Annotated in this window: 20 protein-coding genes and 1 pseudogene; 13 read left to right on the top strand and 8 right to left on the bottom strand. The window is 42.2% G+C overall.

Annotated elements, in window-relative coordinates; genetic code table 11:
• Nucleotides 1-68: 68 nt before the first annotated feature.
• Nucleotides 69-2,195 (bottom strand): caspase family protein, encoded by a 2,127-nt coding sequence (locus tag V5G28_RS27120; RefSeq protein WP_332996338.1) that lies wholly within the window; start codon nucleotides 2,193-2,195, stop codon nucleotides 69-71.
• Between the two features lie 327 nt (nucleotides 2,196-2,522).
• Between V5G28_RS27120 and V5G28_RS27115 the strand changes: the two genes are divergently transcribed.
• Nucleotides 2,523-2,696 carry a hypothetical protein gene (locus tag V5G28_RS27115; RefSeq protein WP_332996336.1) on the top strand — a complete coding sequence of 58 codons (174 nt, stop codon included), beginning with the start codon at nucleotides 2,523-2,525 and terminating at the stop codon, nucleotides 2,694-2,696.
• 116 nt (nucleotides 2,697-2,812) lie between these two features.
• Here the strand turns inward: V5G28_RS27115 and V5G28_RS27110 are convergent, their stop codons facing one another.
• The 4 genes from V5G28_RS27110 to V5G28_RS27095 form a co-directional block, all read right to left on the bottom strand.
• On the bottom strand, nucleotides 2,813-4,063 hold the full coding sequence (locus V5G28_RS27110; protein ID WP_332996334.1) for a peptidoglycan-binding protein: 1,251 nt from the start codon (nucleotides 4,061-4,063) through the stop codon (nucleotides 2,813-2,815).
• Between the two features lie 341 nt (nucleotides 4,064-4,404).
• On the bottom strand, nucleotides 4,405-5,016 hold the full coding sequence (locus V5G28_RS27105) for a peptidoglycan-binding domain-containing protein (RefSeq protein ID WP_096561985.1): 612 nt from the start codon (nucleotides 5,014-5,016) through the stop codon (nucleotides 4,405-4,407).
• A gap of 476 nt (nucleotides 5,017-5,492) precedes the next feature.
• Nucleotides 5,493-5,693, bottom strand: a complete 201-nt coding sequence (locus V5G28_RS27100; protein ID WP_332996331.1) for a hypothetical protein — start codon at nucleotides 5,691-5,693, stop codon at nucleotides 5,493-5,495.
• 2 nt (nucleotides 5,694-5,695) lie between these two features.
• Nucleotides 5,696-6,631, bottom strand: a complete 936-nt coding sequence (locus tag V5G28_RS27095; protein ID WP_332996329.1) for a M23 family metallopeptidase — start codon at nucleotides 6,629-6,631, stop codon at nucleotides 5,696-5,698.
• A 726-nt stretch (nucleotides 6,632-7,357) separates the two neighbouring features.
• On the opposite strand from V5G28_RS27095, the gene V5G28_RS27090 reads away from it, so the two are divergent.
• The 6 genes and pseudogenes from V5G28_RS27090 to V5G28_RS27065 all read left to right on the top strand — a co-directional run bounded on the left by V5G28_RS27090 (nucleotide 7,358) and on the right by V5G28_RS27065 (nucleotide 12,959).
• The gene (locus tag V5G28_RS27090; RefSeq protein WP_336231376.1) at nucleotides 7,358-7,486 is read left to right on the top strand and encodes a hypothetical protein; all 129 of its coding nucleotides are present in this window, start codon (nucleotides 7,358-7,360) and stop codon (nucleotides 7,484-7,486) included.
• 996 nt (nucleotides 7,487-8,482) lie between these two features.
• On the top strand, nucleotides 8,483-9,673 hold the full coding sequence (locus tag V5G28_RS27085) for an acyltransferase family protein (RefSeq protein WP_332996327.1): 1,191 nt from the start codon (nucleotides 8,483-8,485) through the stop codon (nucleotides 9,671-9,673).
• 139 nt (nucleotides 9,674-9,812) lie between these two features.
• The gene (locus tag V5G28_RS27080) at nucleotides 9,813-11,090 is read left to right on the top strand and encodes an acyltransferase family protein (RefSeq protein WP_332996325.1); all 1,278 of its coding nucleotides are present in this window, start codon (nucleotides 9,813-9,815) and stop codon (nucleotides 11,088-11,090) included.
• 257 nt (nucleotides 11,091-11,347) lie between these two features.
• Nucleotides 11,348-12,289, top strand: a complete 942-nt coding sequence (locus V5G28_RS27075) for a glycosyltransferase family 8 protein (RefSeq protein ID WP_332996323.1) — start codon at nucleotides 11,348-11,350, stop codon at nucleotides 12,287-12,289.
• Nucleotides 12,290-12,400: 111 nt separating this feature from the next.
• Nucleotides 12,401-12,617, top strand: a pseudogene (locus tag V5G28_RS27070) (SulP family inorganic anion transporter); the annotation flags it as partial.
• A gap of 87 nt (nucleotides 12,618-12,704) precedes the next feature.
• On the top strand, nucleotides 12,705-12,959 hold the full coding sequence (locus V5G28_RS27065; protein ID WP_336231375.1) for a hypothetical protein: 255 nt from the start codon (nucleotides 12,705-12,707) through the stop codon (nucleotides 12,957-12,959).
• Here the strand turns inward: V5G28_RS27065 and glgA are convergent.
• Nucleotides 12,956-14,422 (bottom strand): glycogen synthase GlgA, encoded by a 1,467-nt coding sequence (glgA, locus tag V5G28_RS27060; protein WP_332996321.1) that lies wholly within the window; start codon nucleotides 14,420-14,422, stop codon nucleotides 12,956-12,958. The two genes, V5G28_RS27065 and glgA, sit on opposite strands and share 4 nt — an antisense overlap.
• Nucleotides 14,423-14,693: 271 nt before the next feature.
• Nucleotides 14,694-15,665 (bottom strand): hydroxymethylbilane synthase, encoded by a 972-nt coding sequence (gene hemC, locus V5G28_RS27055; RefSeq protein ID WP_332996319.1) that lies wholly within the window; start codon nucleotides 15,663-15,665, stop codon nucleotides 14,694-14,696.
• A 482-nt stretch (nucleotides 15,666-16,147) separates the two neighbouring features.
• Between hemC and V5G28_RS27050 the strand changes: the two genes are divergently transcribed.
• The gene (locus V5G28_RS27050; RefSeq protein ID WP_332996317.1) at nucleotides 16,148-17,842 is read left to right on the top strand and encodes a sensor histidine kinase; all 1,695 of its coding nucleotides are present in this window, start codon (nucleotides 16,148-16,150) and stop codon (nucleotides 17,840-17,842) included.
• Nucleotides 17,843-18,514: 672 nt separating this feature from the next.
• On the top strand, nucleotides 18,515-19,315 hold the full coding sequence (locus V5G28_RS27045; protein WP_332996315.1) for an RMD1 family protein: 801 nt from the start codon (nucleotides 18,515-18,517) through the stop codon (nucleotides 19,313-19,315).
• A gap of 283 nt (nucleotides 19,316-19,598) precedes the next feature.
• Here the strand turns inward: V5G28_RS27045 and V5G28_RS27040 are convergent, their stop codons facing one another.
• A complete protein-coding gene (locus V5G28_RS27040) occupies nucleotides 19,599-20,885 on the bottom strand; it encodes an RNA-guided endonuclease InsQ/TnpB family protein (protein ID WP_332996313.1) in 1,287 nt (428 codons plus the stop codon).
• Nucleotides 20,886-21,167: 282 nt separating this feature from the next.
• Here V5G28_RS27040 and V5G28_RS27035 point away from each other — a divergent pair, with 282 nt between their 5' ends.
• The 4 genes from V5G28_RS27035 to V5G28_RS27020 form a co-directional block, all read left to right on the top strand.
• Nucleotides 21,168-21,833, top strand: a complete 666-nt coding sequence (locus V5G28_RS27035; protein WP_073628216.1) for a response regulator — start codon at nucleotides 21,168-21,170, stop codon at nucleotides 21,831-21,833.
• 491 nt (nucleotides 21,834-22,324) lie between these two features.
• Nucleotides 22,325-22,858, top strand: coding sequence for a PAS domain-containing protein (locus V5G28_RS27030; protein ID WP_332996308.1), 534 nt, complete (start codon nucleotides 22,325-22,327; stop codon nucleotides 22,856-22,858).
• Nucleotides 22,822-23,598, top strand: a complete 777-nt coding sequence (locus V5G28_RS27025; RefSeq protein ID WP_332996306.1) for a sensor histidine kinase — start codon at nucleotides 22,822-22,824, stop codon at nucleotides 23,596-23,598. The genes V5G28_RS27030 and V5G28_RS27025 overlap by 37 nt, the downstream gene beginning before the upstream one ends.
• Before the next feature lie 7 nt (nucleotides 23,599-23,605).
• The coding region (locus tag V5G28_RS27020; RefSeq protein ID WP_332996304.1) for a response regulator transcription factor at nucleotides 23,606-23,820 on the top strand (215 nt) is incomplete at its 3' end.

Below are 23,820 nucleotides of genomic sequence, written 5' to 3'. Positions count from 1 at the left end.
CAAGATGTTATATGTAGCTGAATATATTTGACACATTTAAGCTTTTTGTCCAGTTATGACCCTCTTGTCTACTGCGTTACAGCGATTTGTATCTGCTGAGTCATCCATTCTGCATCTGGATCGGGTTCGTACACTAAAGTGCGAGTTTTATTGGGAGGATTGTCGATATCGGCACCAATCGCGCTTAAGAGATTATTGAGAGGATTGATGATTTGAGCGTTTCCTCTTGTTCTCAATTCTTCGGCTTTTTCTCTAAGTTGTGAATTAAGGTCTCCTCTAGTTTCCAATCCGCGAGCGAGAGAAGGTAATTTTAACCATTGAAAGTTAGTTAATCCCTTGGTGGCAAATATTTTCAGCGTTTCCTTGGCTTGTTGATACCCTTCACCAGGTAGTCGAAAACGCAATTTAGTATATACTTCTTGGTTTGGTTGTAATGCAAAGAAAGATGAATCATCTCCCTGGATGGGAATTTGAGAAATTTCCCAAGTTGGTTCTAAATCGAGTACGGCTATATTAAGTGGTTTATAATAAGTATTTTTAACTCGTAAATAAGATATTTCCCCTGGTTTCAAAGTAATATTATCGGAATCGGGGAAAGGTTGTTTGTTTTGATTGCATAACTGAAATTCCACATAGTCTGTTAACTCGGAAGCTGGATTATCTAGTGCTTGCACAGACTGATATTTAGCTAAGTGAACCAAGCGCTCAACTACTTTTTTTGGTGCTTGTGAATCGTTTATCTTTAATATTGGATACAGGTTTTTCACTGGCATTCCAATACAGATTTCATATTCCCCATCTCTACCAACCGCAACTTGATAATGTGCTTCTTCCCTGTCTTTGACTTCCACTACCCAGCCATTTCCCGCAATAGCTTGGCGAACTTTTTCTAAAGCTTCGGTTTGCTTGTTAACTAAATCTGACGGTAATTCGTTTTCTTTGTCTCCTGCTTGTTTCTCAGGGAATAAGCGCACTTTCCGGATTAAATCTACAGGTGCAGCTAACATCACAGCAGTTGCACCAGGTTCGATTTTACCTTTAACAGCAATTCCTCCTGCGGCTGCATCTAAAATTCTGGCTGTTGATTTGTCTGCTTGAAGTTCGTCTGTAATTTCGGCGATCGCAATTTGTTGTGTTTTGTCAGCAAAGTCTTTTGCATTCAAAGGATAAATTGCAAAACGAGTCCCTTGACTTAAACCCTGTGCTAATCCTGCTTCCAAGGTGATCCTTTGCTGATTTTCATCAACCTTGACAACATTCACAGCATATGGTAAAAATTCTTTCTTATTCCCAAATACCAGGCGATCGCTATTTCCCGTTAGCATCGGTAACTGTTGGGGAAATTTACTTTGAACCATCCCTTTGACGCGATTGTAGAGCGACCTGTAAGTTAAGCCAGAGGTACTGCTGGTGAGAGTATCAATTGTCCAGTAGGTTAATGCACCATTTCTTTTTCCACCGTTGACTGCATACTCATAAGCATATTCCGAAGGGCGACAAGCAGCTAAGAATACATAGTCTTGAGTTTTCGGCAGCCATCCCGTTGATATTTCGGGGTCTGTTTGCGTTAAAATACGCCAGTTATTTAATAACTCCTCGCGGGAAGCAACTAAACTATCTCGGCTTCTAGGTGCGGTATCAATCCCATCAGTTTCGCTACCACGAATGGCACAATCGCCCCTTGTAGCACCCCCCGAATGACAACTATCAAAAATAACAGTCACAATACAGCCCTTGTCAGTCAAGCGTTTCATCAAGGTAGCAATTTCTACATCCCGCAAATAACGATTTCCCGAACTCCCCACATCAACTGGGACAATACTTTCATCATCTTGTCCCTCTCCCTTCAGTTCTGGGTAAACGGTAAGAGCGCGTCCTCCATGTCCGGAATAATGAATATATACTTGTTCTCCCGATCTTGCGGTTTCAGTTATTTCTTTAAAAGCATTAACAATATTGTCGTAGCTTGGTATTACTTCCTTTCGGACCGATCTAATTTCCGATAAAATAGAACTTTCTTCAAAAGGAGAAGTTAATTTCCAAATATTTTCAGAAGGGACTTGCAAAGTCTTCTGGAGATAATCTGCAACTAGATCGATATCTCCGACACATCCTGTCAAATTTTTATATAAATTATTTGGTTCATAGCGATCGATGCCAATAAGTAAAGCATAAAAATTTGTTAACTCAGTCATAGCGGTATATCTCATTCGCTAGATTCTTATAAGAGTTACGGGGTAAAGCTTATGCAGTTCGCCCCAAATCCTATGAACTGCCTTTCAAGTACCTCTGTTCTGGGTGGGTTGTTTGTGAGCACAAGTTGGTAAAACGGAAAAAAGTGAGCCTGCTGTCTCCGGGCGCAAGTCGCCGAATCAACGCAGATAGGAGGATGTGCGATTGCGCGGAGCGCAGAAGGGAGGCAATCGCGAGTGCGTACCCAAAGGGCATTGGCACAAAGCACCCGCTGAGTCCTTTGGATACGCTACGCGAACCCGATTGCGTGGAGCGCAGAAGGGAGGCGATTGCCCAAGGGGCAGTGCCGGAGGCGATCGCGCGAATATCTCTTCCGGTATGACCACAACGGAGAAATTGGCGGTACAGTCTTTTTCTTTGAAGTGATTACTAACAATAAGATAGCGGAACAAGAAAGTCAAAAATTGACATCCGTGCAAGCTACAGTGACTATCCAAAATTAGTCATCAAATTGTTGTTGAAAAACATGGTGGTCAACTGCTCTGTTTTAGCGAATTGGGTCAAGCTACTGAATTTGTCATTGAAATTCCAATATGTCACTTCAAGAGCTTCTTGACAATTAACGACCACCAACACTAATACCAGAATACCCAGGATAATCTCGATAATACGATCTGGTAGTCATATTTTCCAATCCCAGATAACTCAGCGTTTGGGGTCCAGCGACTCCATTTGCACGCAAGCCGAGACTTGCTTGGAAGTTTCTGACTGCTCTTTCTGTCGCCGTATCATAGTATCCAGTTACCTGTACGTTACCCAAAACTCTCTGAAGTTCTGCCACAGCTTCACCTCTAGAACCTCTTCTGAGAGTGAGGGTACCGCTATTGCCATAATTAGCAGGAGCGGGATACTGAGGATCATATACAGGTGGACGGGTGGCAAAATTCCCCAACCCCAGAAAACTGAGAGTTTCTGGATCAGCAACTCCAGTTGGACGCAAGCTTCTTCTCGCCTGGAAGTTTCTCACTGCTCTTTCTGTCGCCGTATCATAGTATCCAGTTACCCGTACATTACCCAAAACTCTCTGAAGTTGTCTGACAGCCTCGCCTCGAGAAGCTGGTCTGAGAGTTATGTCGTCATTATAAGCAGTAGGATATGGAGTATATTCTACAGGTGGTCTGGTAGCAAAATTCCCCAACCCCACATCACTCCCCAACCCCAGATAACTAAGAGTTTGCGGTCCAGCCACTCCATCAGCAAGCAAGCCGTTTCTTCCTTGGACATTTCTGACTGCTGTTTCAGTTAACGAACCATAGTATCCAGTTACTGGTACATTACCCAAAACTCTCTGAAGTTGTCTGACAGCCTCACCTCGAGAACCTCTTCTTAAAGTGACGCTACCGCCAATGCCATTATCAGCAGTAGATCTTGTTGGAGTCAGGCGAGCGCCAATGCCGCGATCATTCGTATATCTCCCATCGGAACTCGTGTTAATCCAATTGGCAGCAACGTAATTACCTGTAGACAACCGAGCAAATCCATTTCTATATCCTACAACCCGTGGCAACTGTGAGCCATTAGAGTAACATCTCACAGAGCGATAGTAGGTGCTTGGACCTGTACGGACATTAAGACAGTTGCCGTTAGTCCTCACCAAGTACCTACCTGCACCAGAGTATGCTGCCCATCCTGCTTGGGCTTGAGCTAGAATTGCCAACGAGGAACTGATGATAGCGAAAGTTAACTTAGCAGATTTAAAATATTTGTGCCAATTGAATCTGAGCTTAAACTCAGGAAGACAGAATTCGGTATTATCTGCAGTTACTTTTGCGTAGCTGCTATCCATGAGAGAATAAGCAAGATATTCCACAATATTCTCCTTTGTTCTGAAAGTGTGATTAGTAAGATTTTTCTTTGCTCTTCCCTATATTTCGTCTAACGTGTATCTTTGCTGTTCTTTGTCACTCCCATAGCTATCCAATGGGTTTTCTGATTTAAACGTTATAAGAAATTTTGACAGCATCTAGAGCCAAACCAAAAATTTCAATGAATTTTAAATAAGTTTTTCAAAGACAAAAATCCCTGCCTATTTTTTGCCCCAAACAGACAGGGGAAAAGATTTTTTCTAGAAAAATAATAATGCCGCGAATACCTTGGTTGAATACCAGCTATTGTGGTTCTAAGACCAAACTCTGAGTGAAAGCTTACGTGTTAATATCCCAAACTAGCTAGCGTTTCCGGTCCAGCGATTCCATCCACACGTAAACCATTTCTTAGCTGGTAGTTCCGGACTGCACTTTGCGTCCCCGGACCGTAATATCCAGTAGGTGTGACTCCCAGAATTCTTTGAAGTCTTGCAACAGCCGAACCTTCAGCTCCCAAATTTAGAGTGGTAGGACCGCCAACACCAGGACCAGGAGTGTAGCCTCTGCCTGGTCTGTTGCCAATCCAATTGGCAGCAACGTAATAACCATTGGATAGCCTAGCAAATCCATTCCTGTATGCTACGACTCGTGGAAGTCGTGAGCCATTACGGTAAGATGCAATAGCACCATAATTTTCGCCAGGACCTCTGCGGACTATGAGATCACTGCCGTTTGTCCTAACATAATAGTTGCTTCCTGGACCGTAGTATGCTGCTGAGGCTGTTTGAGCCTGAGCTAAAATTGCAAACAATGCACCGATGCTCGCAAAAGTTAACCAAGCAGATTTGAAATTTCTGTTCCAGTTAAGTTTCAGTTTCATTTCTGGAAGGCTAAATTCCGTATCTTTAGTTGCCTCTGCGTAGGCACTATCCATGAGAGAATAAGCAAGATATTCCACAGTAAGCTCCTTTATACTGGAAAATTCACCAATATCAAAGGGCAGAAGCCCCTAAATTGTATTTATGGGGATGAAGCCCTTAGGGAAATTTATTTCCCTTCTGGCTTATCCAAAAACCCCGTTGCCGGGAACTCCTAAGAGTAATGTTTGCCTCGACTTTGTTTAGATCCGGTACTTTCCGAACGACACTGGTTTATTCCCTGTAAGCCTGTTTAATCGCCCAGTTTTAGAGCTTGGAACGCTCAAGCATTGTCCTCGGTAAGAACTTAAACGCTTAATCTAAACGATTAGTAGGCGTCAGGTAGCAGTATCCTGCAAGCCCCTAGCTTCTAGCTATGGGGTTTGCTCTCAACTAGAGAACCCTGACGAATGCAGAGTTTTACTTCGCTTTCTGTTGAATTTGGTCTAATGTAACTTAGACTACCCTTAATCGTAAAGGATTTTTACCTAGAACATGATTAAGAAAAAATAATTTTTCAAAAAATATCCGGATAAACACGATTGCTGTTGAAAATACAAGGGCTGATACGGAAGCGATCGCTTCCAGCGGGGCTGAGGGAAAGCGGACACGCACTCGCGTTCGCCCCGGAGCGCCTTGGCGGGGCTTCCCCCATCGCATAAAGCGCCGCGCCCTTACGGGAATTACATCTGTAGTATTCGTAAGGGCAGATAGCCAACTTTACTGTTGAAACTGCTTTGAAGTGGAAAAAGTATCAGAACGCACTTGCTGACCATTGCGCCAAACTTCCACCTTGTCAGGGCTAACGAGGTAGGAGAAAGTACCATTCTCTGCACGATACTGAGAACTGCCAACACTCCAAGCTGGGAGACGTACAGGCTCGTTTGGATCTTGCTTTAATTGCCCGATATAAAACAGCTGACCATTTTCCTGACAGACTTTCACCAAGACATTTGCTGTTTCACCTTCAATCACTGTAGTGCCATTGCATTTAGTATCAGCCATTACACCGCCCACAGCCACTGGAATTGGTTGCGAAGGTGAAACTTGCTGCTGTTTCTCTGCTGGCGAGACTTGGCGGATTGATTGACTTGCAACGGATGCTACAGAAGCAGGGCTTGTCATCTGGTGTTGTGGGATTTTTCCTGCAATTAAAGATGGCAATGCAGTCATCGGATCAAGGGCAAAACGATCATTTTTACGAACTTCAAAGTGCAGATGAGGTGCCGTACTATTACCTGTAGACCCCATGGAAGAAATAACTTGACCTTGGCTTACCTGTTGACCCTGTTTCACCAACAAGCGACTATTGTGACCGTAAACTGTGATACTGCCATCGGTATGCTTAATGACTACGACATTGCCTAATCCCCATTCGTTCCAACCTGCTTTGACTACTGTACCGGATGCGGCAGCAACAATAGGAGTTCCAGATGCTCCTGCGATATCAATTCCTTCATGTTGATATCTGCGAAAACCTTGAGAAAGTATCCCTTGAGTGGGCCAAATCAAGTTAGAAGGAAGAGATTTTTGTGGAGTATTGGACTTTTGTGCTGTCTGAGTCAAAACCTGCGTACTTGTACTTATCACAGCAGTTAAAGACGTTAACCCTATCAAGCCATACGTACATATTTGAGAAACAGTAACTTTTTTCATCAGTTAAAGCCCATTAGAAAAATGGTTTAGGATGTCTTTGGTTATTTGCTGTTACAGTGTTAAGCCTGCAATATCAGGAGTGTCATCTGGGTAAATTCGCAACTATGCCTGCTATTGGATAACGAAGAGGAAATTTTCTGTAAAAGTACCAGAAGGCTGAAATTGCTTGCACTCTTGTAACAGTTGAAGAGATTGTGCCTTTTGTCAATCAGTTCATGTACTTAAATAGATCTATAGGACTCCTCCGCAGATTTTTGTGAAAGTGCCTGCGCTTGCGCTTAAAAACTCAGTACAACTCGAAGAGCTTTCTTGCCTGTTGCCTGTTCCCTACCTACGCAAATAAGTATGGCTATGGCTGACGCCACGGCTAGCACCTAACGCCACGCAAGCGAACAGAAATCAAAGCGGACTGCTATAGATATAATGGTGTGCTCAAAGCACTACGATAGTGTATCCCCAAGCTCGATTTCTCGCCTTTTCCCACTCCCCATTTGGTAACAGTGTAGTTTTTCTAACCTGTCATCAGTTGTAATACGCTTGTTTTTTTGAAGAGAATCCTTAGTTAATTTCTTTCAAAAAGAATTTCATCAAAACTTTATGATTTCTCGTAAAAAACATACAAATGTTTTACAAAATTTTTGATTATTACTTATAAAGTAAGGTTAATAGACTGTTTACATAGCTATTAAGGCGAACTCGTTAAAATGTAAATCATTTTTGTACATCATGTTTACAAAAACAGACTCTAAAAACTGGCTCCAAGAAAGCCGTTATAGTAGTCGGGGAAGTGTGTATATATTCGCTCCGATGGTCAACTTCAATGTTATGGCTGAAGTTGGCGATACTCCACCCTGATGTACTTGTCATGCAGTTTGGGAAGAATACGAAAAATTCAATAATTATATCTTGATAAAAGTAAGGAAATTTCACTTCTCGATTGGAATAAGTGGAAAAGGTATAATTGATTGAAATAACTGTTGGCACAACTTCATAAAATAGCCAGTTAAACCATGTGAACATCCATACTCATCTTTTGATGGATGAGGCGACGAAGTCATGGTATTTAGTTGTGAATCAGTTCCGAAGATGGAAGTAGTATCTCGCATTTCCAACAAATGTGAATTTTCAATCTTAGATATTGAATACTAACCACAAGATTTGCTTGTGAGCAAATCAATATGGCTCAGATAAAGCTAAATCTCCTTTAACTCTGCCTTAGGGGGGAGAATGTAGCCCCTTTGAAAAGGGTGTTAGGGGATTTGAAAGATTAATATGACTAACTGAACCGTATTGGTGAGCGATAGCATATTGTTGCGAACAAGACATCTCTTGTACAGCGAAAATTAGCAATTAAATAACATCTGCATTGAATATTTTTTCTCATTAGATATATTTTCTAATTTGAGAAAATATGCATGAGCCATCTGAACTTGTGTTATAAATCTGCTATCAAAAAATACAGATTTATAAATTTAGCTGGCACAAGCAGAATGTTCAAACTGTTTGTAAATATTTCAGACAAGGATTGCTCTATATATCCATGAATAACCAACTTTTATTTCCGGAATAAAAGCGTATTCATGAATTTTTAGTGACTCATTTATTAAGAGTTATGTTGCTCTGGCTGCGCCTACATGAGCCATCAGAAACCGGAACATAAACGAACTTGTAAGGTCTACATAATCTTATGACTGAATTCCATAAACCCATATGGAATCTATTTACTAGAAGGGGGTAAAAAATGCTAAAAAACTCTTATAAAAGAGGATGGATAATTATTAATTAGACTTCAAGACTACTGCTAAAAAAAACACAAGAGTTCTTAAGTAAAAACAGTAGGAAACGAAACTAATGACTAAAATACTAACAACAGCTAATGATAAGAAACCCCACCTTCGCTACTTAGATGGTTTACGTGGAATTGCAGCTCTATATGTGGTACTTGTTCACATTGAACCATCGATAGGAGAGCAAGTACCTGCATTGTTGGAATTTTTTACGAAAACACTGAGATATGGTCGCGTTAGTGTTGTCATTTTCATTGTACTTTCTGGCTATGTTTTGATGTTGCCGGTAGTCCGTAGCGGTTATGTTTCAGGAGGTTTACTTGGTTACATAAAGCGGCGATCGCGACGAATTTTGCCACCTTTTTACGGTGCTCTTTTTTTCTGCCTGTTTCTAGCGGCAACAATATTTGCACTAGAGCAATTTACCAGTTTCCAGTGGGATAAAGTTGCGGGTGCAGGTCCATTTTCTCCAAAGTTTTCCTTGATTGATGTCTTGTCTCACCTGCTACTCGTTCACAATCTTAGCCAAGAGACATATATGTCTATTAATCCACCACTGTGGACTGTGGCAACGGAGTGGCAGTTATACTTTTTCCTTCCATTGTTATTGCTACCTATTTGGCGGCGTTTCGGACTCACTTCAGTTGTCATCGCTGCATTTTTAATTGGGATAGCACCCTTGTATCTCCTGAATGGATTGTTTAAAACAGCCAGTCCTTGGTTTCTCGGCTTATTTGCCTTGGGGATGGGAGCAGCAGATATTGGATTCTCTGAAAAACCCAATCTTATCGCAATAAGGAAATCATTACCGTGGGGTGCGCTTGCCATTGCATTTACTTGTGTTGGTTTTTTAACAGAATGGCGAAAACTGGGATTAGATATATGGATTAATGAAAGTTTTTTTGGTCTTGCAGCTGCTTGTTTATTTATTGACAGCACTGAGTCTGTAATTAATGGCAAAAAGCCACGACTTATTGTGCGTGTATTTGAGCATCCTTGGGCGATCGCACTTGGAACATTTTCCTATAGTCTGTATCTGATTCACGGACCAGTCTTAGTCCTCGTGCGTTACTTCCTTTTTAGCCTGCGATTGTCTCCAGGGATATTTGCAGTGACATCTTACGTGGCGGGTGTGACAATTTCTGTACTAGTTGCCTATCTGTTTTACTTAGTTTTTGAGCGACCATTCATGTCGGGTTTCTTGAAAGCGCGCAAAGTCAAAGATGCTGTAAGTTTACAGAAAACCAAGGTATAACCTAACTTTTTATGACAAATTCTAATACTTAGAGTTTATTTGCTGCACGGTTGATCTGGTATTTTGTTGTCAGACTATTCACCTTCATCTTCATTCCATAACCCCTATTCCTTTGGTGAACAAAGGAGAAGGGAAACTCGTGAACAGGTATCTACCATCAGGAGGTTGTATTGTGGTCAATCCCGAGGTGCAGAAAAATACTTCCGAAGCGCGATTGGGCACGAGGGCACTGCGCTCCGCGCAATCGCCTGTCCTCGGCTTGCTAGATTTCTGTAAAGGTTTGGCAATTGTTTGGATAGTTCTGATTCATTGGAGACCAGAATGGTTTGGTTGGCAGGGGGTTCATGTCTTTATTGTGTTAAGTGGATTTGGGCTCACCTATTCCTGTCTCAAAAGAGATTCAGACATCTCGTGGAAGAAATGGTATGTGAAGCGGTTCAGGAAAGTTCTACCCCCGTATTGGATGGTTTGCCTTTGGGGATACCTGATCCTGGCTTGTGTTTACCTGTTTGAAGGTCGCAATCTGCTTCAGGCACTTGCATTACCCTTGGATGTATTAGTCAACAATGCCCTACTGCTTAAGTTAACCCTGTTAAATCCCACTGTCAAAGTTGAGCCTAATGGGTCATTGTGGTTTATTCCTTTGATTGTTAGTTTTTACCTAGCCTTTCCCTGGTTGTATCAGCTGATCGCTAAACACAAAACCGTGAGAGTTGTGCTGTTTGCCCTTTTCGTGGCAATCATAGTTGAGTTTGTCTATAGAGCGATCGCACTTTACTGGTTAGATGGTCGTCCTATCGGATACGCACATTATTCCAAACTGTTTCCAGTGCTAGGTGTACCACTCGATAAACTTCCAACCGAGTTTCGATTCCAGCACGAATATGCCTTTAACTTTTTTCCATCGAGGCTCGGTGAGTTTGCGATTGGTATGGTAGCAGCTGTTGCTCTGGTGCGAAACCCTTCCATCTTTCATAAAGTACTCTTAAATCCTTGGATGGGTGTTCTGGGATTCCTCATCTGGCTCGCTGGTAATGCCTTGATATATCAGGGCTTCTGGGGGTGGGTTTTTGCTGATTTTGTAATTGCCGTGGGTATTATTCTGTGGTTTGTCAACCTTGGCTCACTTCTCCAGAAAAAGTTGCCTGCCTTTTTTTCCAAAATGAGTGAGTTAGGTGTTTGGTCTTATTACATTTTTTTGACTCACTATCTCTTAGTTTTTATCACCCAAAAGATGGATGACATCTTGACACCTTTATTTAATAATTCACTGATTGGAATTAAAGTTTTGCGGGTTTCTCTTTTCGGAGTCATTATAGTCGGAACCTGGATAACTTCCCGAATACTACAACGGTTTGATCGCTCTCAATTTTCTGATTTGATCATTCAGCAAACTTTCGCCAAAGTTTGGAAGTGATGTGTTAGAAAAGAAATTATTTGTCTTGCTATCAAATTGATGTCATCAAGGTATTAAGTAGGTGTAAATTTTACCGAAAGCTTTTTACGTATTTAGGTGGTTAAAGGATAGTTTCAGTCATTTTATAAGCTAATCCTTCCGTTTTACTTGACGGGCATCATCACAGTAAAATTCGTTTTCTAAGGATGACAAATAATTTGTGATTAAGAATGTTTTGAAAGGTCATTATTTATTTAGAAATCAACAGGGTGGAACTTATGTCTGTTAATTCTGATATTCAACCAATCGTTCTTGTCTGTGCTGCTGATAATAACTATGCAATGCCACTTGCTGTTACAGTTTCTTCAGCAGTTGCAAACCTGAGAAAAAATCGCAAAATAGCCTTATTCGTTCTAGATGGAGGAATTAGCGAGTTTAATAAAGGTAAGATTACAAAATCGCTTAACCCAGCACAAATTAGTGTTTCCTGGGTCAAACCAGATAACGCACTCTTTGAAAATCTTGTATTGACTAGGCATCTGACACCTACTTGCTATTATCGGCTTGTGATTACTGATTTTTTGCCCAAAGAATTTGATAAGGCAATTTATTTAGATACCGATATGGTAGTGACGGGAGATTTAGCAGAGTTATGGGACATTGATATTGAAGAGAATTATGTATTAGCAGTTCAGGATGACGTTGAGTTAAATATAGGAATGTCCGAGGGTTTAAGAAACTATAAAGAGGTAGGTATTTCTCCAGATTATAAATACTTTAATTCGGGGCTTTTAGTCATTAATTTGAAAAAATGGCGAGATGAGAGTATAGGTAAAAAAGTCATCGAATATGTAAAACAAAATAGAGAATATGTGCGTAACGATCAGGATGGTCTCAACGCAGTGCTTGCAGGAAAATGGGGAGAACTTCACCCTAAATGGAATATAATGCCAAAAATATATGAGTATAAATCATGGCAAGATAGCCCCTTGGCACCAGAAGTCTATAATGAACTGCTTGAGAATCCTTGCGTTATTCACTATACGAATTCTCCTAAACCCTGGTATGCAGGATTGAAAGAGGAATGTAAACACCCTAAAAAGAATTTGTTCTTTCAATATCTTGACATAACAGCTTGGTCAGGATGGCGGGATACTTACTGGAGACGACTTTGGAGAAAATTTATGAAAGTCACTTCACTAACTACAGCCAAACTTTAAAGCATGTAGCGTAAATAGATTTTCTGTCGTGTAGTTTCGTGTGTTCTGGATTCAACTGAAGCGGAGGATGATTTGAATACAAAAGTTTTGTAGCGAGAGTGGTTTTCCAATATCAAAGCAGACATATTGTTAGGTACGTTAGTTGCGTTCTTCACTGATTCCGGAAGCGATCGCCTTTTCCATCATCGCAGGTGTCGATCCGAAAGTTGGGCTGTACGCCTCTTTCTCTATCGCTGTGATCACAGCCTTTGTCGGTGGACGATCGGCTTTAATCTCACCTGCTACGGGTGCAATGGCGCTGTTGATGATCACATTGGTTAAACAACACTAACTGAGTCAAACAACGCACCGCCGATACAAACGATACAAATTAGTTGGTGCGTTAGGCAAAGCCGTAACGCACCCTACTAAATTTATGGCATTGCATATTTGCAGGATGAATTTTGTGTTCTTGTGGGATGGGCATCTTGCCCGTCCCTTGAATTTTTTGGGCAGCAGGATGCCTACCCCACAACAATCATCCCTTCAATTTTTTGGGCAGGCAGCAGGATGCCTACCCCACAACAATCATCCCTTCAATTTTTTGGGCAGGCAGCAGGATGCCTACCCCACAACAATCATCCCTTCAATTTTTTGGGCAGGCAGGATGCCTACCCCACAAGAACTTTAAGCTGGTAATTGTTCAATCTCCTCAGGAGTGTGAGTTGCTACTGACTCGCTTAGTTGCGTTTCCTGCTGTGGCGGTTGCTCTTCTTCCTCAGGCAAGCCATAAATTGACCGATACAGCTTGACGTATTGCTTGGCAGATTGATACCAACTGAAGTCTTGACTCATACCACGTTGCTGTACTGCCTGCCAGTAATCTTTGTAACGGAAACCTTCCCAAGCCCGGATCATACAGGTAAACAGATCTAGTGGTTCATAACGGTCAAAGCAATAACCAGTGCCTGCATGGTTTGTTGGATCATGGTGGGATACGGTGTCAACTAATCCCCCAGTGCGGCGGACAATTGGCACGGAACCGTAACGCAAAGCCATCATTTGGCTGATACCGCAAGGTTCAAAACGGCTCGGCATCAGGAAGGCATCTGTACCTGCGTAGATGCGGCGAGCCAAGGCATCGTTATATAGAAGGTAAGTTGCCATGCGTCCAGGATAGCGCGATGCCAATTGCCACATTTGGCTTTCGTAGTAGCGATCGCCTGTCCCCAACAGCACAAATTGTGCATCTGTATACGCCAGGTAGCGATCCAGAATATTCAACACCAAATCAATGCCTTTTTGTTCCACCAACCGCGTCACCATACCAATAAAAAAGGCATTGGAGTTTACTTCTAACCCCAGTTCTTCTTGCAAAGCAATTTTGTTCGCCTTGCGTTTGTCTAAAGTATCAGCAGTGAAGGTTTGGGTAATGTACTTATCGGTGGCTGGGTCGTAAACTTCTGTATCGATGCCATTGATAATACCCGACAACTTGCCGCTGATGAAAGACAATAAACCTTCTAAAGTTTCACCATAAGCAGCTGTCTTGATTTGCTCGGCATAAGTTGGGGAAACTGTATTCACCTTGTCTGCAAACTGCACCGCAGCTGCCATCGTATTGTGTCCTTGCATATACCAAGGACACCAAGTAATTTTCTCTAAGTACCAGCGCCACGGTCCTTGATATGCCAGGTTGTGTATCGTAAAAACACTGCTGATATCAGGAGATTGATGCATCCACACGGGAATCATTCCTGTGTGCCAATCGTGACAGTGGACAATTTCCGGCTTCCAATAATTCCAGCAAAACTCAGCTGCTCCGTTGGCGAATAATGTAAACCGCCATTCTTCATCTTCTCCTGAGTAAATGCGACGGGGCAAAAAAGCTGGATGTCCAAATAAATACAAGGGAACATCAGTACCAGGCAGAACGGCTTCGTAAACTGCAAAGTCTTGGAACATGGCATATCCCCTCCATACTGGTTCTTTGGGAATTTCCATTTTGTCTGGTAGGAAGCCGTAGTAAGGCAAGAATATCCGCACATCATGCCCCATGTTTCTCAAGATTTTGGGTAGTGCTCCGACAACATCACCCATTCCACCAACTTTCGCAACGGGAGCTGCTTCTGCTGCAACAAATAAAATCCGCATGATAGTCTGTGTGTCCCTCGATTCTGCCTAGGTTAGAAGTCTACTAACAGAAAAGACGCGAATTGCATCTTTTCACATTCTGTGCCACAGAAATCAGTAGACGGCTTGCAATAATCCAAGTCTTTGTATTATTTAGAACCACAGATGGACACAGATAAACACAGATGATTTATCTGTGTCCATCTGTGTCCATCTGTGGTTTTTTTTAAAAGAAACCGAATGATTGCAAGAGATCTCATTCTTATCTAATCACATCTGTTTGCAGAACAGCTCAGGAACCTCGTTGAATCTGGGTGAAGATTTCATCCAAAATTTCCTGAGCTCCCTGTTTCCGCAAGATTTGTGCTAGTTCTTTCCCTACCTGTTCAGCATCTTGAGCAACGCCTGTGACTGTGTCTTGGGCAAGCTTTTGACCATCCACGCTTGCAACTATGCCCGTTAAAGTTAAATTATCACCATTTATTTCAGTATTTACACCAATGGGAACTTGACAACCTCCCTCTAACTCACGTAGAAAGGAGCGCTCAGCAAGACAGCGATCGCGTGTTTCGGGATGTTCGATAGCTTTAAGGAGTGATAGCAGTTCGGCATCATCAGCACGGCATTCAATCCCTAAAGCTCCTTGCCCAACAGCATGGAGGGAAATTTCTTTTGGTAAGATTTGGTGGACGCGATCGCCCATTCCTAATCGCTGCAACCCAGCAACAGCCAAAATCAGCGCATCGTACTCACCTGCATCCAACTTTGCCATGCGCGTGTTCAAATTTCCCCGCACATCTTTAAACTGTAGGTGTGGGAAATGATGCCGCAACTGTGCTAAGCGTCGTAGGGAAGATGTACCGATGACAGCGCCTTCTGGAAGTGTATCAATTTGTTTACCTTTGTGTTTTTCATGCAACACTAACGCATCTGCTGGGTTTTCCCGTTCTGTAATCGCTGCGAGGACTAACCCTTCTGGTAAGCGAGTCGGCAAATCCTTGAGGGAGTGAACGGCAAAGTCAATCTCCTGGTTGAGCATCCCCACTTCGAGTTCTTTGGTAAATAATCCCTTGTCGCCAATCTTGGCTAAGGCAACATCGAGGATTTTGTCGCCGTGGGTAGACATGGTGTGGACTTCAAAAGACATCTCTGGAAAGCTTTTCTGGAGTTGTTCTTGTACCCAGTAAGTTTGAACCAGAGCCAGTTGACTTTTGCGAGAACCTATGCGAATTGTGCGAGTAGGACTGGAAATAACTGATGTCATAAAGAAATATGTCAAGCCAAGAGATAAATTCACTTTATCTAGACTACCGCAGTGGGTGACTTATCAGCTTTGTGCCCAATTTGAGTTCAAGATTATTCTTAGTTCTCTTTACATATCTTCACTCAATTTGGTGAACTTCAGTAGTAAGTAGCAATTCAAATTAAAAGTCAAAATTCAAAAGTTACAAAATATTTCTTTTGTTTGACTTTTGGCTTTCTGAAGTTGTTTTACAAAGATCATATTAGGCAGATATTTTTGCGGAATAGGGAGTCGTTGAAGGGTAGTAGAACTTAATACAGTATAAAAAGTTTGAGGCTAGTAGACTGTCAAGGAAATTCAACAGGGATGGCTAGATTTCTTTGAGCCTTTTGCAAAGGCAATACATAGAAAAAATTAATCCTTTAAACTAAAATTGACAGACTACTAGTTGCTGCATGGCATGATTGTAGGTACCGCAGTTTCAATTGCGAGGGAGCGATCGCATGGGTTGGGAAGAACTCTCATCAGTCTATGAGCAACTACACCAGTGTGCAGTTCAAATTGAGGACATCGCTAGAGCTAAAGAGCGCCAACGTATCGCTCGCGATTTGCATGATTCACTGGGACAAACGCTAACGGCGCTCAATATTCAGTTGCAAACTGCTCTCAAGCTTTGGAGGCTCGATCCTGAAGCAGCTAAATCGTTTCTGACGCAGGCTCAACGGCTTGGTGCCAATGCTATCAAGGAAGTACGGCAGTCTGTTTGTTTGTTACGAGCAACGGAGAATGCCGGCAAGCCTCTAGAACAATTGATTGAATCTCTAGTAGAAGATATTCAGCAAGTCACTGGCTTATCAATCTCGACTTGCATAAATCTGTCTGGTGCTCTGCCTCAAGAGGTTAATACCACAGTCTACCGAATTGTGCAAGAAGCCCTGAACAACATCTGCAAGCACGCAGCAGCAACAGCAGTGAAAATTCAGATCAAAACCATTCCAGGCGCGATGCAACTTATAGTCGCGGACAATGGCAAGGGGTTTAGACGGAATGCCTTGCCAAAGGGATTCGGACTTAAAGGGATGGCAGAACGGGTGGCAGCATTAAGCGGTCAGTTCCACATCGAATCAGAGCCAGGAAAGGGCTGTCAGGTTAAGGTTGAACTGCCAATCCAGCAAGAAGCGACACTAGAGAAATCGCCAATCAAGGTTGCTTATAATAACGTTGCTCATAATAACGTTGCTTATAATAACGTTGCCCATAATAATAATAATAATGTCTCTATCTTGACCGCTGCACCACCAACAGCAGCCTTAGTTCGTCGTAACAACGAACAATCCTCAAAGTTAAACCCTCCTCCCAGCCAACTGGAAACCAATAGCGAACATTATTTATCGAACTCAAGCTATGAAATTATTGATGAGAGCTTTCTGCGCCAATGCGAGCAACAACTGATGGATTTGGTCGGACCGTTCGCTCCGTTCCTGATGAAAGAAACGCTCAAGTCTTCGCCCGGAATTTCCCAACAAGAACTAGTAGAAACCATAGCAGCAAAAATTCCCGATCCTCAGGTGGCTGCTGAATTTCGACAAGCATTGAGCAGTCAGTTCCATGTTGAAACAGAACCAAGAAAGAGCCGTCAGTTTAGGGTTGAACTGCCGTTTCAGCAAAAGCACTCACTAGACAATATTGCTGCTGATATTTTGGCTTTGACCGCCACACAATCAACAGGAGGCTTGGTTCTTTGTTACGAGCAATCGTCATGGTTGGAACAAATTTTGGCAGACTATATTGGTCCGCTCGCCTCATCTCTACTGCAACAAGTGACGCAACAGGTGCTTAACTGCAAAGAACTCGTTGCGCGGCTGTTGTCTCACATCCCTCCAGCTCAACAAACTGAGTTTGAAGAGCGGGTAACGCTTGTGTTTAACTCAACCGTCAGGCAAGTGGAAACCACTGGGGGACATCTCTCGCAATCGAGCTACCAAATTATTGATGAGAGTTTTCTGCGCCAATGTAAGCAACAACTGACGGATTTGGTAGGACCGTTCGCCTCGTTCCTGATGAAGGAAACGCTCAAGTCTTCACCTGGAATTTGCGAACTAGAGCTGGTAGAAAAGATAGCAAAAAAAATTCCCGATGCTCAGGTGGCTGTTGAATTTCAACAGCGGATGTATTTATGGAGCCGAAACAAAAGTTAGTCCTGATCATAAGTACCTGGGCAAAATGAATTTTACACTCTCGCCTTGCTCAATAAGTCTTTGAGAGGATTATGTGTGTCATTTAATTTGCATACCTGAAGAGGTGACAAGCACGCCAAAACCCTTATTGGATAAAGAAGAAACCAAATTATGGTAAGAAAAGATAGGTCAGCCCCTTCGGGGAAGTCAAAAGTCAAAAGTCAAAAGTCAAAAGTAAGAACCCCATAACTGAAGTTGGGGGCTTGTAACAAGGATGCCGTATTTCTTGCGCCTACTCGATGAAATACATTTTTTCTTTTTCCATAACAAAGTTGGGGGCTTGTACCTTTTTCTTTCTGGTCAAAATTAAGCATAAAATTACTTTGGTTTCCGATTATGAAAAAATTAGTAAAAACGTACAAACTAAAAAAAAGGGAAACAACTTACATTTGGTATTGACAGGCAGTGGCGTGACCAAAACATTTTTATGATTAGTTTAATTAGAGACAATCATAGCGATAGCAATTTATTGGCTATTACTATGAAAATGAGGATGTAGTAATCTCGGCGAACAAAAAAGATTAATTAATCCGTTTCTTGGTAAGCTGAGATTGTAGTGATTTCTAACAACGCCGGATCAATTGCTATCGCTACCCGCACAGATTAACAGCCAGAATATAGCATAAGGCGACAATGCAAAAACTCCTTTTTAATGACAGAGATAGCTTTAGAGCGCAAGCCCTATTCCTTGGTAAGAAGATTAACGTACAAAGATTGGAGAATTACGTTTGCTTGGCGGCTATGCCAGTAATGGTTACAGTAGGTGAACACGGCTGTGCGGTACTGCTGGACTATGGTGCAGTTGTCCTGTTTAACCTTGAGGCTGTAGAAAAGGTAGCTTTCTTGACTAAACTCCAGTCTCAAGTTATTGACTCTTTTGCTGACCCGGAAACAGAAGAGGTAGAAGTTCAGCTCAACGTTGCACAGAGTGAGAAAGTTAAGGAAGGAACAATTTTACTGCATGATTTTAGTGTAGAACGTTTGCAGATAGTGGCTGATATTCTCGCTAAGAGTGTTGTGCTGTCTCATTATGAAACTAGCCTAGCTACTGTATTTGATCAAATTGAACCGTTTGCAGCTAGTCTCCTTTCTGAAAACAGGAGTAGACGCCAGAGTCGGGAATTACTGCGTCAACTCGGCACTACATTGTTAGTTCAACATAAGATTGTCGGTCGAGTAGAGATCATCGATAAGCCGGATCTGCTGTGGGAATCCCCACAGCTAGAAAACTTATATCTGCGCTTGGAAGATGAATACGAAATCCGTGAGCGTCACAATGCCTTGGAACGCAAACTAGAGCTCATTTCCCAAACAGCACAAACAGTGCTGGAGTTCATGCAGCATAGCAGTAGCCAGCGAGTAGAGTGGTATGTGGTGATTCTGATTGTGGTGGAGATTCTGCTATCACTGTACGACATCTTTTTTAAAGGCTAACGCTAAAGTTGGAGAGCGTAAACAATTGCTGGCTTTGACTACCAATCTGGGGTAAAAGTAGCAATGGCACTGCCGCCATGCACAGCCTGAAACCCATAAGCTGCCTCATTTTCAGAAAGGTCTACGCGCTATGGCGCTTATTCAGTCAGCATTGTAGCCTTCCTATGAAGAGAATTGGTATACCTGTGGTCTGAAAATTGCGGTTGTTCGTAGTGCAGAAGCTCAACTGAGAGTATTATTGACGTACTCTCCGGGCTAAAGCCACGGAGATTCTTAAAAGATGTTACGAGGCGGACTGTTCGCGTAGCGTGTCCGAAGGACTTAGTCGCGCCTCTCCACCTTTGTTCCTGCTTCTTTGACTCTTAACTAGACGGTTTCCCGTCCCCGTCAGACCGTCTCCACAGGCATTTTCTTCCAGGCTGCGTCCCAGCCCAGAGATCCCACGATTGCGGATCACTTGTGCGGCTGCCACGTCTCGGTGAGTAGTGTAACCGCATTCAGGACAAGAGTGAATTCTGTCCTTCAGTTCCTTTTTCCCAGTATGCGTATCGCATTGCGGACATACTTGAGAGGTGTAGTCTTTGCTAACCTTTTCAAAATACACTCCGCGCTTCCAACATACCCATTTCAGGATTTCAATAAACTGCCCAAACCCTGCATCCAATGTATGTAACCCGTGCATTCCTTTAGCCCACGTCCGGAAATCAATGTCTTCAACAAACATCATCCCAGCGTTATCACAAAGTTTGTGAGCTAATTTGAAATGCCAGTCCTTACGAGTATCAGAAATACGTTGATGCAATCGAGCAATCTTACGATTGAGTTTATGTCGATTGTTCGACCCCTTCTTTTTGTTCTTTAGCCTGCGTTGCAGCAATTTCAGCTTGCGATGCAATGAATTCAAAAAACGAGGACGTTCAACCAATAAACCATCGGAAGTTGCAGTAAACTTATCTAGACCCAAATCCAGACCAACTGGATGACCAGAGGCAACTGGTGAAGGCACATTAACATCACATTCCAACGTCAACATCACAAAGTATCCAGAAGCTTTGCGAACTATTCGAGCTTGTTTTACAACAAACCCATCAGGTATTTCGCGAGACTTGACATACTCTAACCATCCCAACTGTGGCAGCTTGATTTGGTTGCCTCTTAAAAATTGAGACTTACCCAATTGAGGATAAACAAAAGACCGCATTCTGTATCGATTCTTAAAGCGGGGAAACCCCATCCCTTTACGCTTCATATCGATAAATGCGGTCTCTAGTTTTCTCAAAACCTGTTGCAACACTTGGGCGTTGACTGTCTTGAGTTCTGGATACTGTTCTTTTGCCAAAGTTAAAGACTTGGCTTGAGCATTATAGTTCGGATATGGTTCCGAAGCTGGAATAATATATTCAGATGTTAATGAACAAGCGTTAACCTGACATGAACGAGAGTTTAGCCAGTCTTTGCGCTCACGAAGAGCAAAATTCCAAACTTTTCGACACATATCCAAAGTGTGTTCAATCACTTGGATCTGTTCTTTTGTAGGCTTTGCTTTGTACTCGTAAGTTAAAGTTAACACTTGTTTCTTACCTCCTACAAAATCATAGCACATTTTGTAGGAGGTAAGAGATAAACTAAAATAAAGAGATAAAGAGAAACAAAGGGCTAAAGCCCTCGCTCGTCGCGCTTCATCCCCTCTCTAAAGAGTAGGGGTTCTCGCGCTCCCGCTATTCTTTGATAGAGATAAAGCTTACTACGATAGTCACTCACTGCTATAAGTTGCTTGAACACCCAACCCTATCCCGTCCCGCTTTTTACAAGGTATCCCTTAAGCTATTGCCTACAAAGAAGGTGCATTTTTATGATTCGTTTGTTATTAGTAGATGACCAAAGTCTTATCCGCAACGGTATCAAAGTCATGTTGAGCTTAGAGCCAGATTTGCAAGTTGTAGGTACGGCTGACAATGGAGAAGCTGCAATCCAGCAAGTAGAGGCACTGCAACCAGATGTGGTACTGATGGATATGCGGATGCCAGTCATGGATGGCAAGCATGCTACGCGGGTTATCACTCAGCGGTTTCCAAAAGTTAAAGTCATTGTTCTGAGTACCTTTGATGATGATGAATACATTGCTGAGTCGATACAGGCTGGTGCCAAGGGCTATTTGCTCAAAGATATGCCATCTGAAGAATTGGCAGAGTCAATTCGGTTTGTCCATCGTGGTTATACGCAGCTAGCCCCCGGACTAATGGAAAAGTTGATAACTCAATCTTCCAGTTCAGCCTCTAAGCATCGCGAATCTACCCCAACTGTTCTGACTGAGTTACCTGCTAGGGAGCGAGATGTGTTGCGCTTAATTGGAACAGGTGCTACCAATCGCGAGATTGCTCAGCGGCTTTTTATTTCGGAAGGCACGGTGAAGTCTTACGTTACCAATCTATTTAACCGCTTGAATTTGAAGAACCGAGCACAACTTGCAATTTATGCCACTTCTATAATTTGGGATGAGAGTCAGGATAAACCATGACGAAAGTTATAAGAATATTTACTTATGTGGTCAACTTTAGTCAAGGGAAGTTTATCTATTCGTTGCGGTAAGAATCAAGACGTTTTTCAGAGATTTTTTCCTGGTTGAAACTTTATAATGAAATTCATGAACTGGTTGAGAAGTTCTTTCTATAAAAACCAAGTTCTTCAATTTCAGAAAAATGCTTTTATACAAAAAGTCGTTGATGCAGCATACAGTTTTGTTGGTTATTCCTAACAGGAATGACTACAAGTTTTATTAAAGCACTAGAAAACTATCAAACACAGGACTTACACCAAGCCTGCCTTCTTGAGGGAGGTTAGGGGGATTTGCAACGTCTGAAATCCCTGAAATGCCGTCAAGGGTGCGTAAGCTCTGAGAGTTAATTGTATATATGAATACATAAACTACTTAAGATTCAGGAAAGTCAAAGCTTTCCAGTAAAAATTACCGTTATCTATGTGAAATACAACAGTAAGGAGTATAGTTGTATGTTTCTTCGCGATACCAACAACCGCAAGCTGTCTTTATTACCCTCACAGAGGAGTAATGAAGCTCTAGACTCTAGAACGCAAAACCTTGTTGCTAAATTACGTAACGTATCAGAACAACTATACCACGAGAAAGTTGCGCGTCTGCAAGCGGAGGCTGAACTGGAAAAGTCTCTTTCTTTACTTCAAGCAACTCTAGAATCCACTGCAGAAGGTGTTGTTGCAGTCAACTCCAAGGGACATATTGTTAGTTTTAATCAGAAATTTGTCCAAATGTGGCAAATTCCAGAATTCCTCGTTAAGTCACGCAACCATAATCAATGCCTGACTTTTTATAAAAATCAACTGAAAGATCCAGATAACTTTTGCAGGCGTATCCAGGAACTAGATAGCCAAGCAGATGTTGAGGGCTACGATACTCTGGAGTTGAAAGATGGTCGGATTTTCGAGCGATACTGTCAACCTCTGCGGCTTGGTGAGCAAATCATCGGTACAGTATGGAGTTTTGGGACATCACCAACCGTTTGCAAGTAGAAAAAGAAATTGACGAAAATGTAGCACAAGAAGAACGAGGTGAACAAAAAGAGCGATTTGTCTCCATGATTTGTCATGAATTCCGCTCTTCGCTGAACATGATTTCATTCTCCACGAGCTTATTGAAACGTCATCGTGACACTTGGAGTGAGGAGAAAAAACTACAGTATCTCCAACGGGTTCAAACAACAGTTGAACAACTCAATCAATTAATGGATGAAGTTTTCATCATCGATACAGCACAAGCAGGAAAGCTAAAGTTTGAGCCAAAACCACTTAATTTGATTCAATTCTGCCATGACATCTTAGCTCAAATGAATTTGAGCGAAAGCAGCCAACATACAGTTACCTTTGTCAGTCAAGGTGATTGTCAAGCAGTTTGCATGGATAAAAAATTGCTGCAGCCAATTCTCACGAATTTACTCTCGAATGCGCTCAAGTATTCTCCAAAAAGCAGTACGGTTGATTTGGTACTTTCCTGCCAAGATGAAAAAGTTATTTTCCAGATAAAAGACAAAGGAATTGGTATTCCAAAAGCAGACCAACAACTCTTGTTTGAAGCATTTCATCGAGGTGGGAATGTTGGCGATAGACCAGGTAGTGGACTGGGGCTAGCAATTGTCAAAAAGCTTGTGGATATACATGGTGGTCAAATTTTTGTGGAGAGTGAAGTAGGCGTTGGTACCACTTTTACAATCACATTGCCATTATGTCAATCAGTAAGAATAACTAAAGATTGAGGGAAACATGACAAAAGTTTTAGTAATTGAAAATGAGGCAGAAAACCGAAATATCTTTCTAGAATGCTTGGAGGCGGAAGGGTTCGATGTCATTAGTGCAGAAAACGGTCTTGTCGGCGTCGAAAAAGCACAAGAACACGCCCCTGACTTGATACTTTGCGATATTGTGATGCCAGAACTAGATGGTTACGGTGTTCTTACCTCGTTACGCCAAAACCGGGC

This window comes from Scytonema sp. PRP1 (assembly GCF_036697665.2).
GTDB classification, from domain to species: domain Bacteria; phylum Cyanobacteriota; class Cyanobacteriia; order Cyanobacteriales; family Nostocaceae; genus Kalymmatonema; species Kalymmatonema gypsitolerans.
This window is presented reverse-complemented; position numbering and strand designations above follow the sequence as displayed.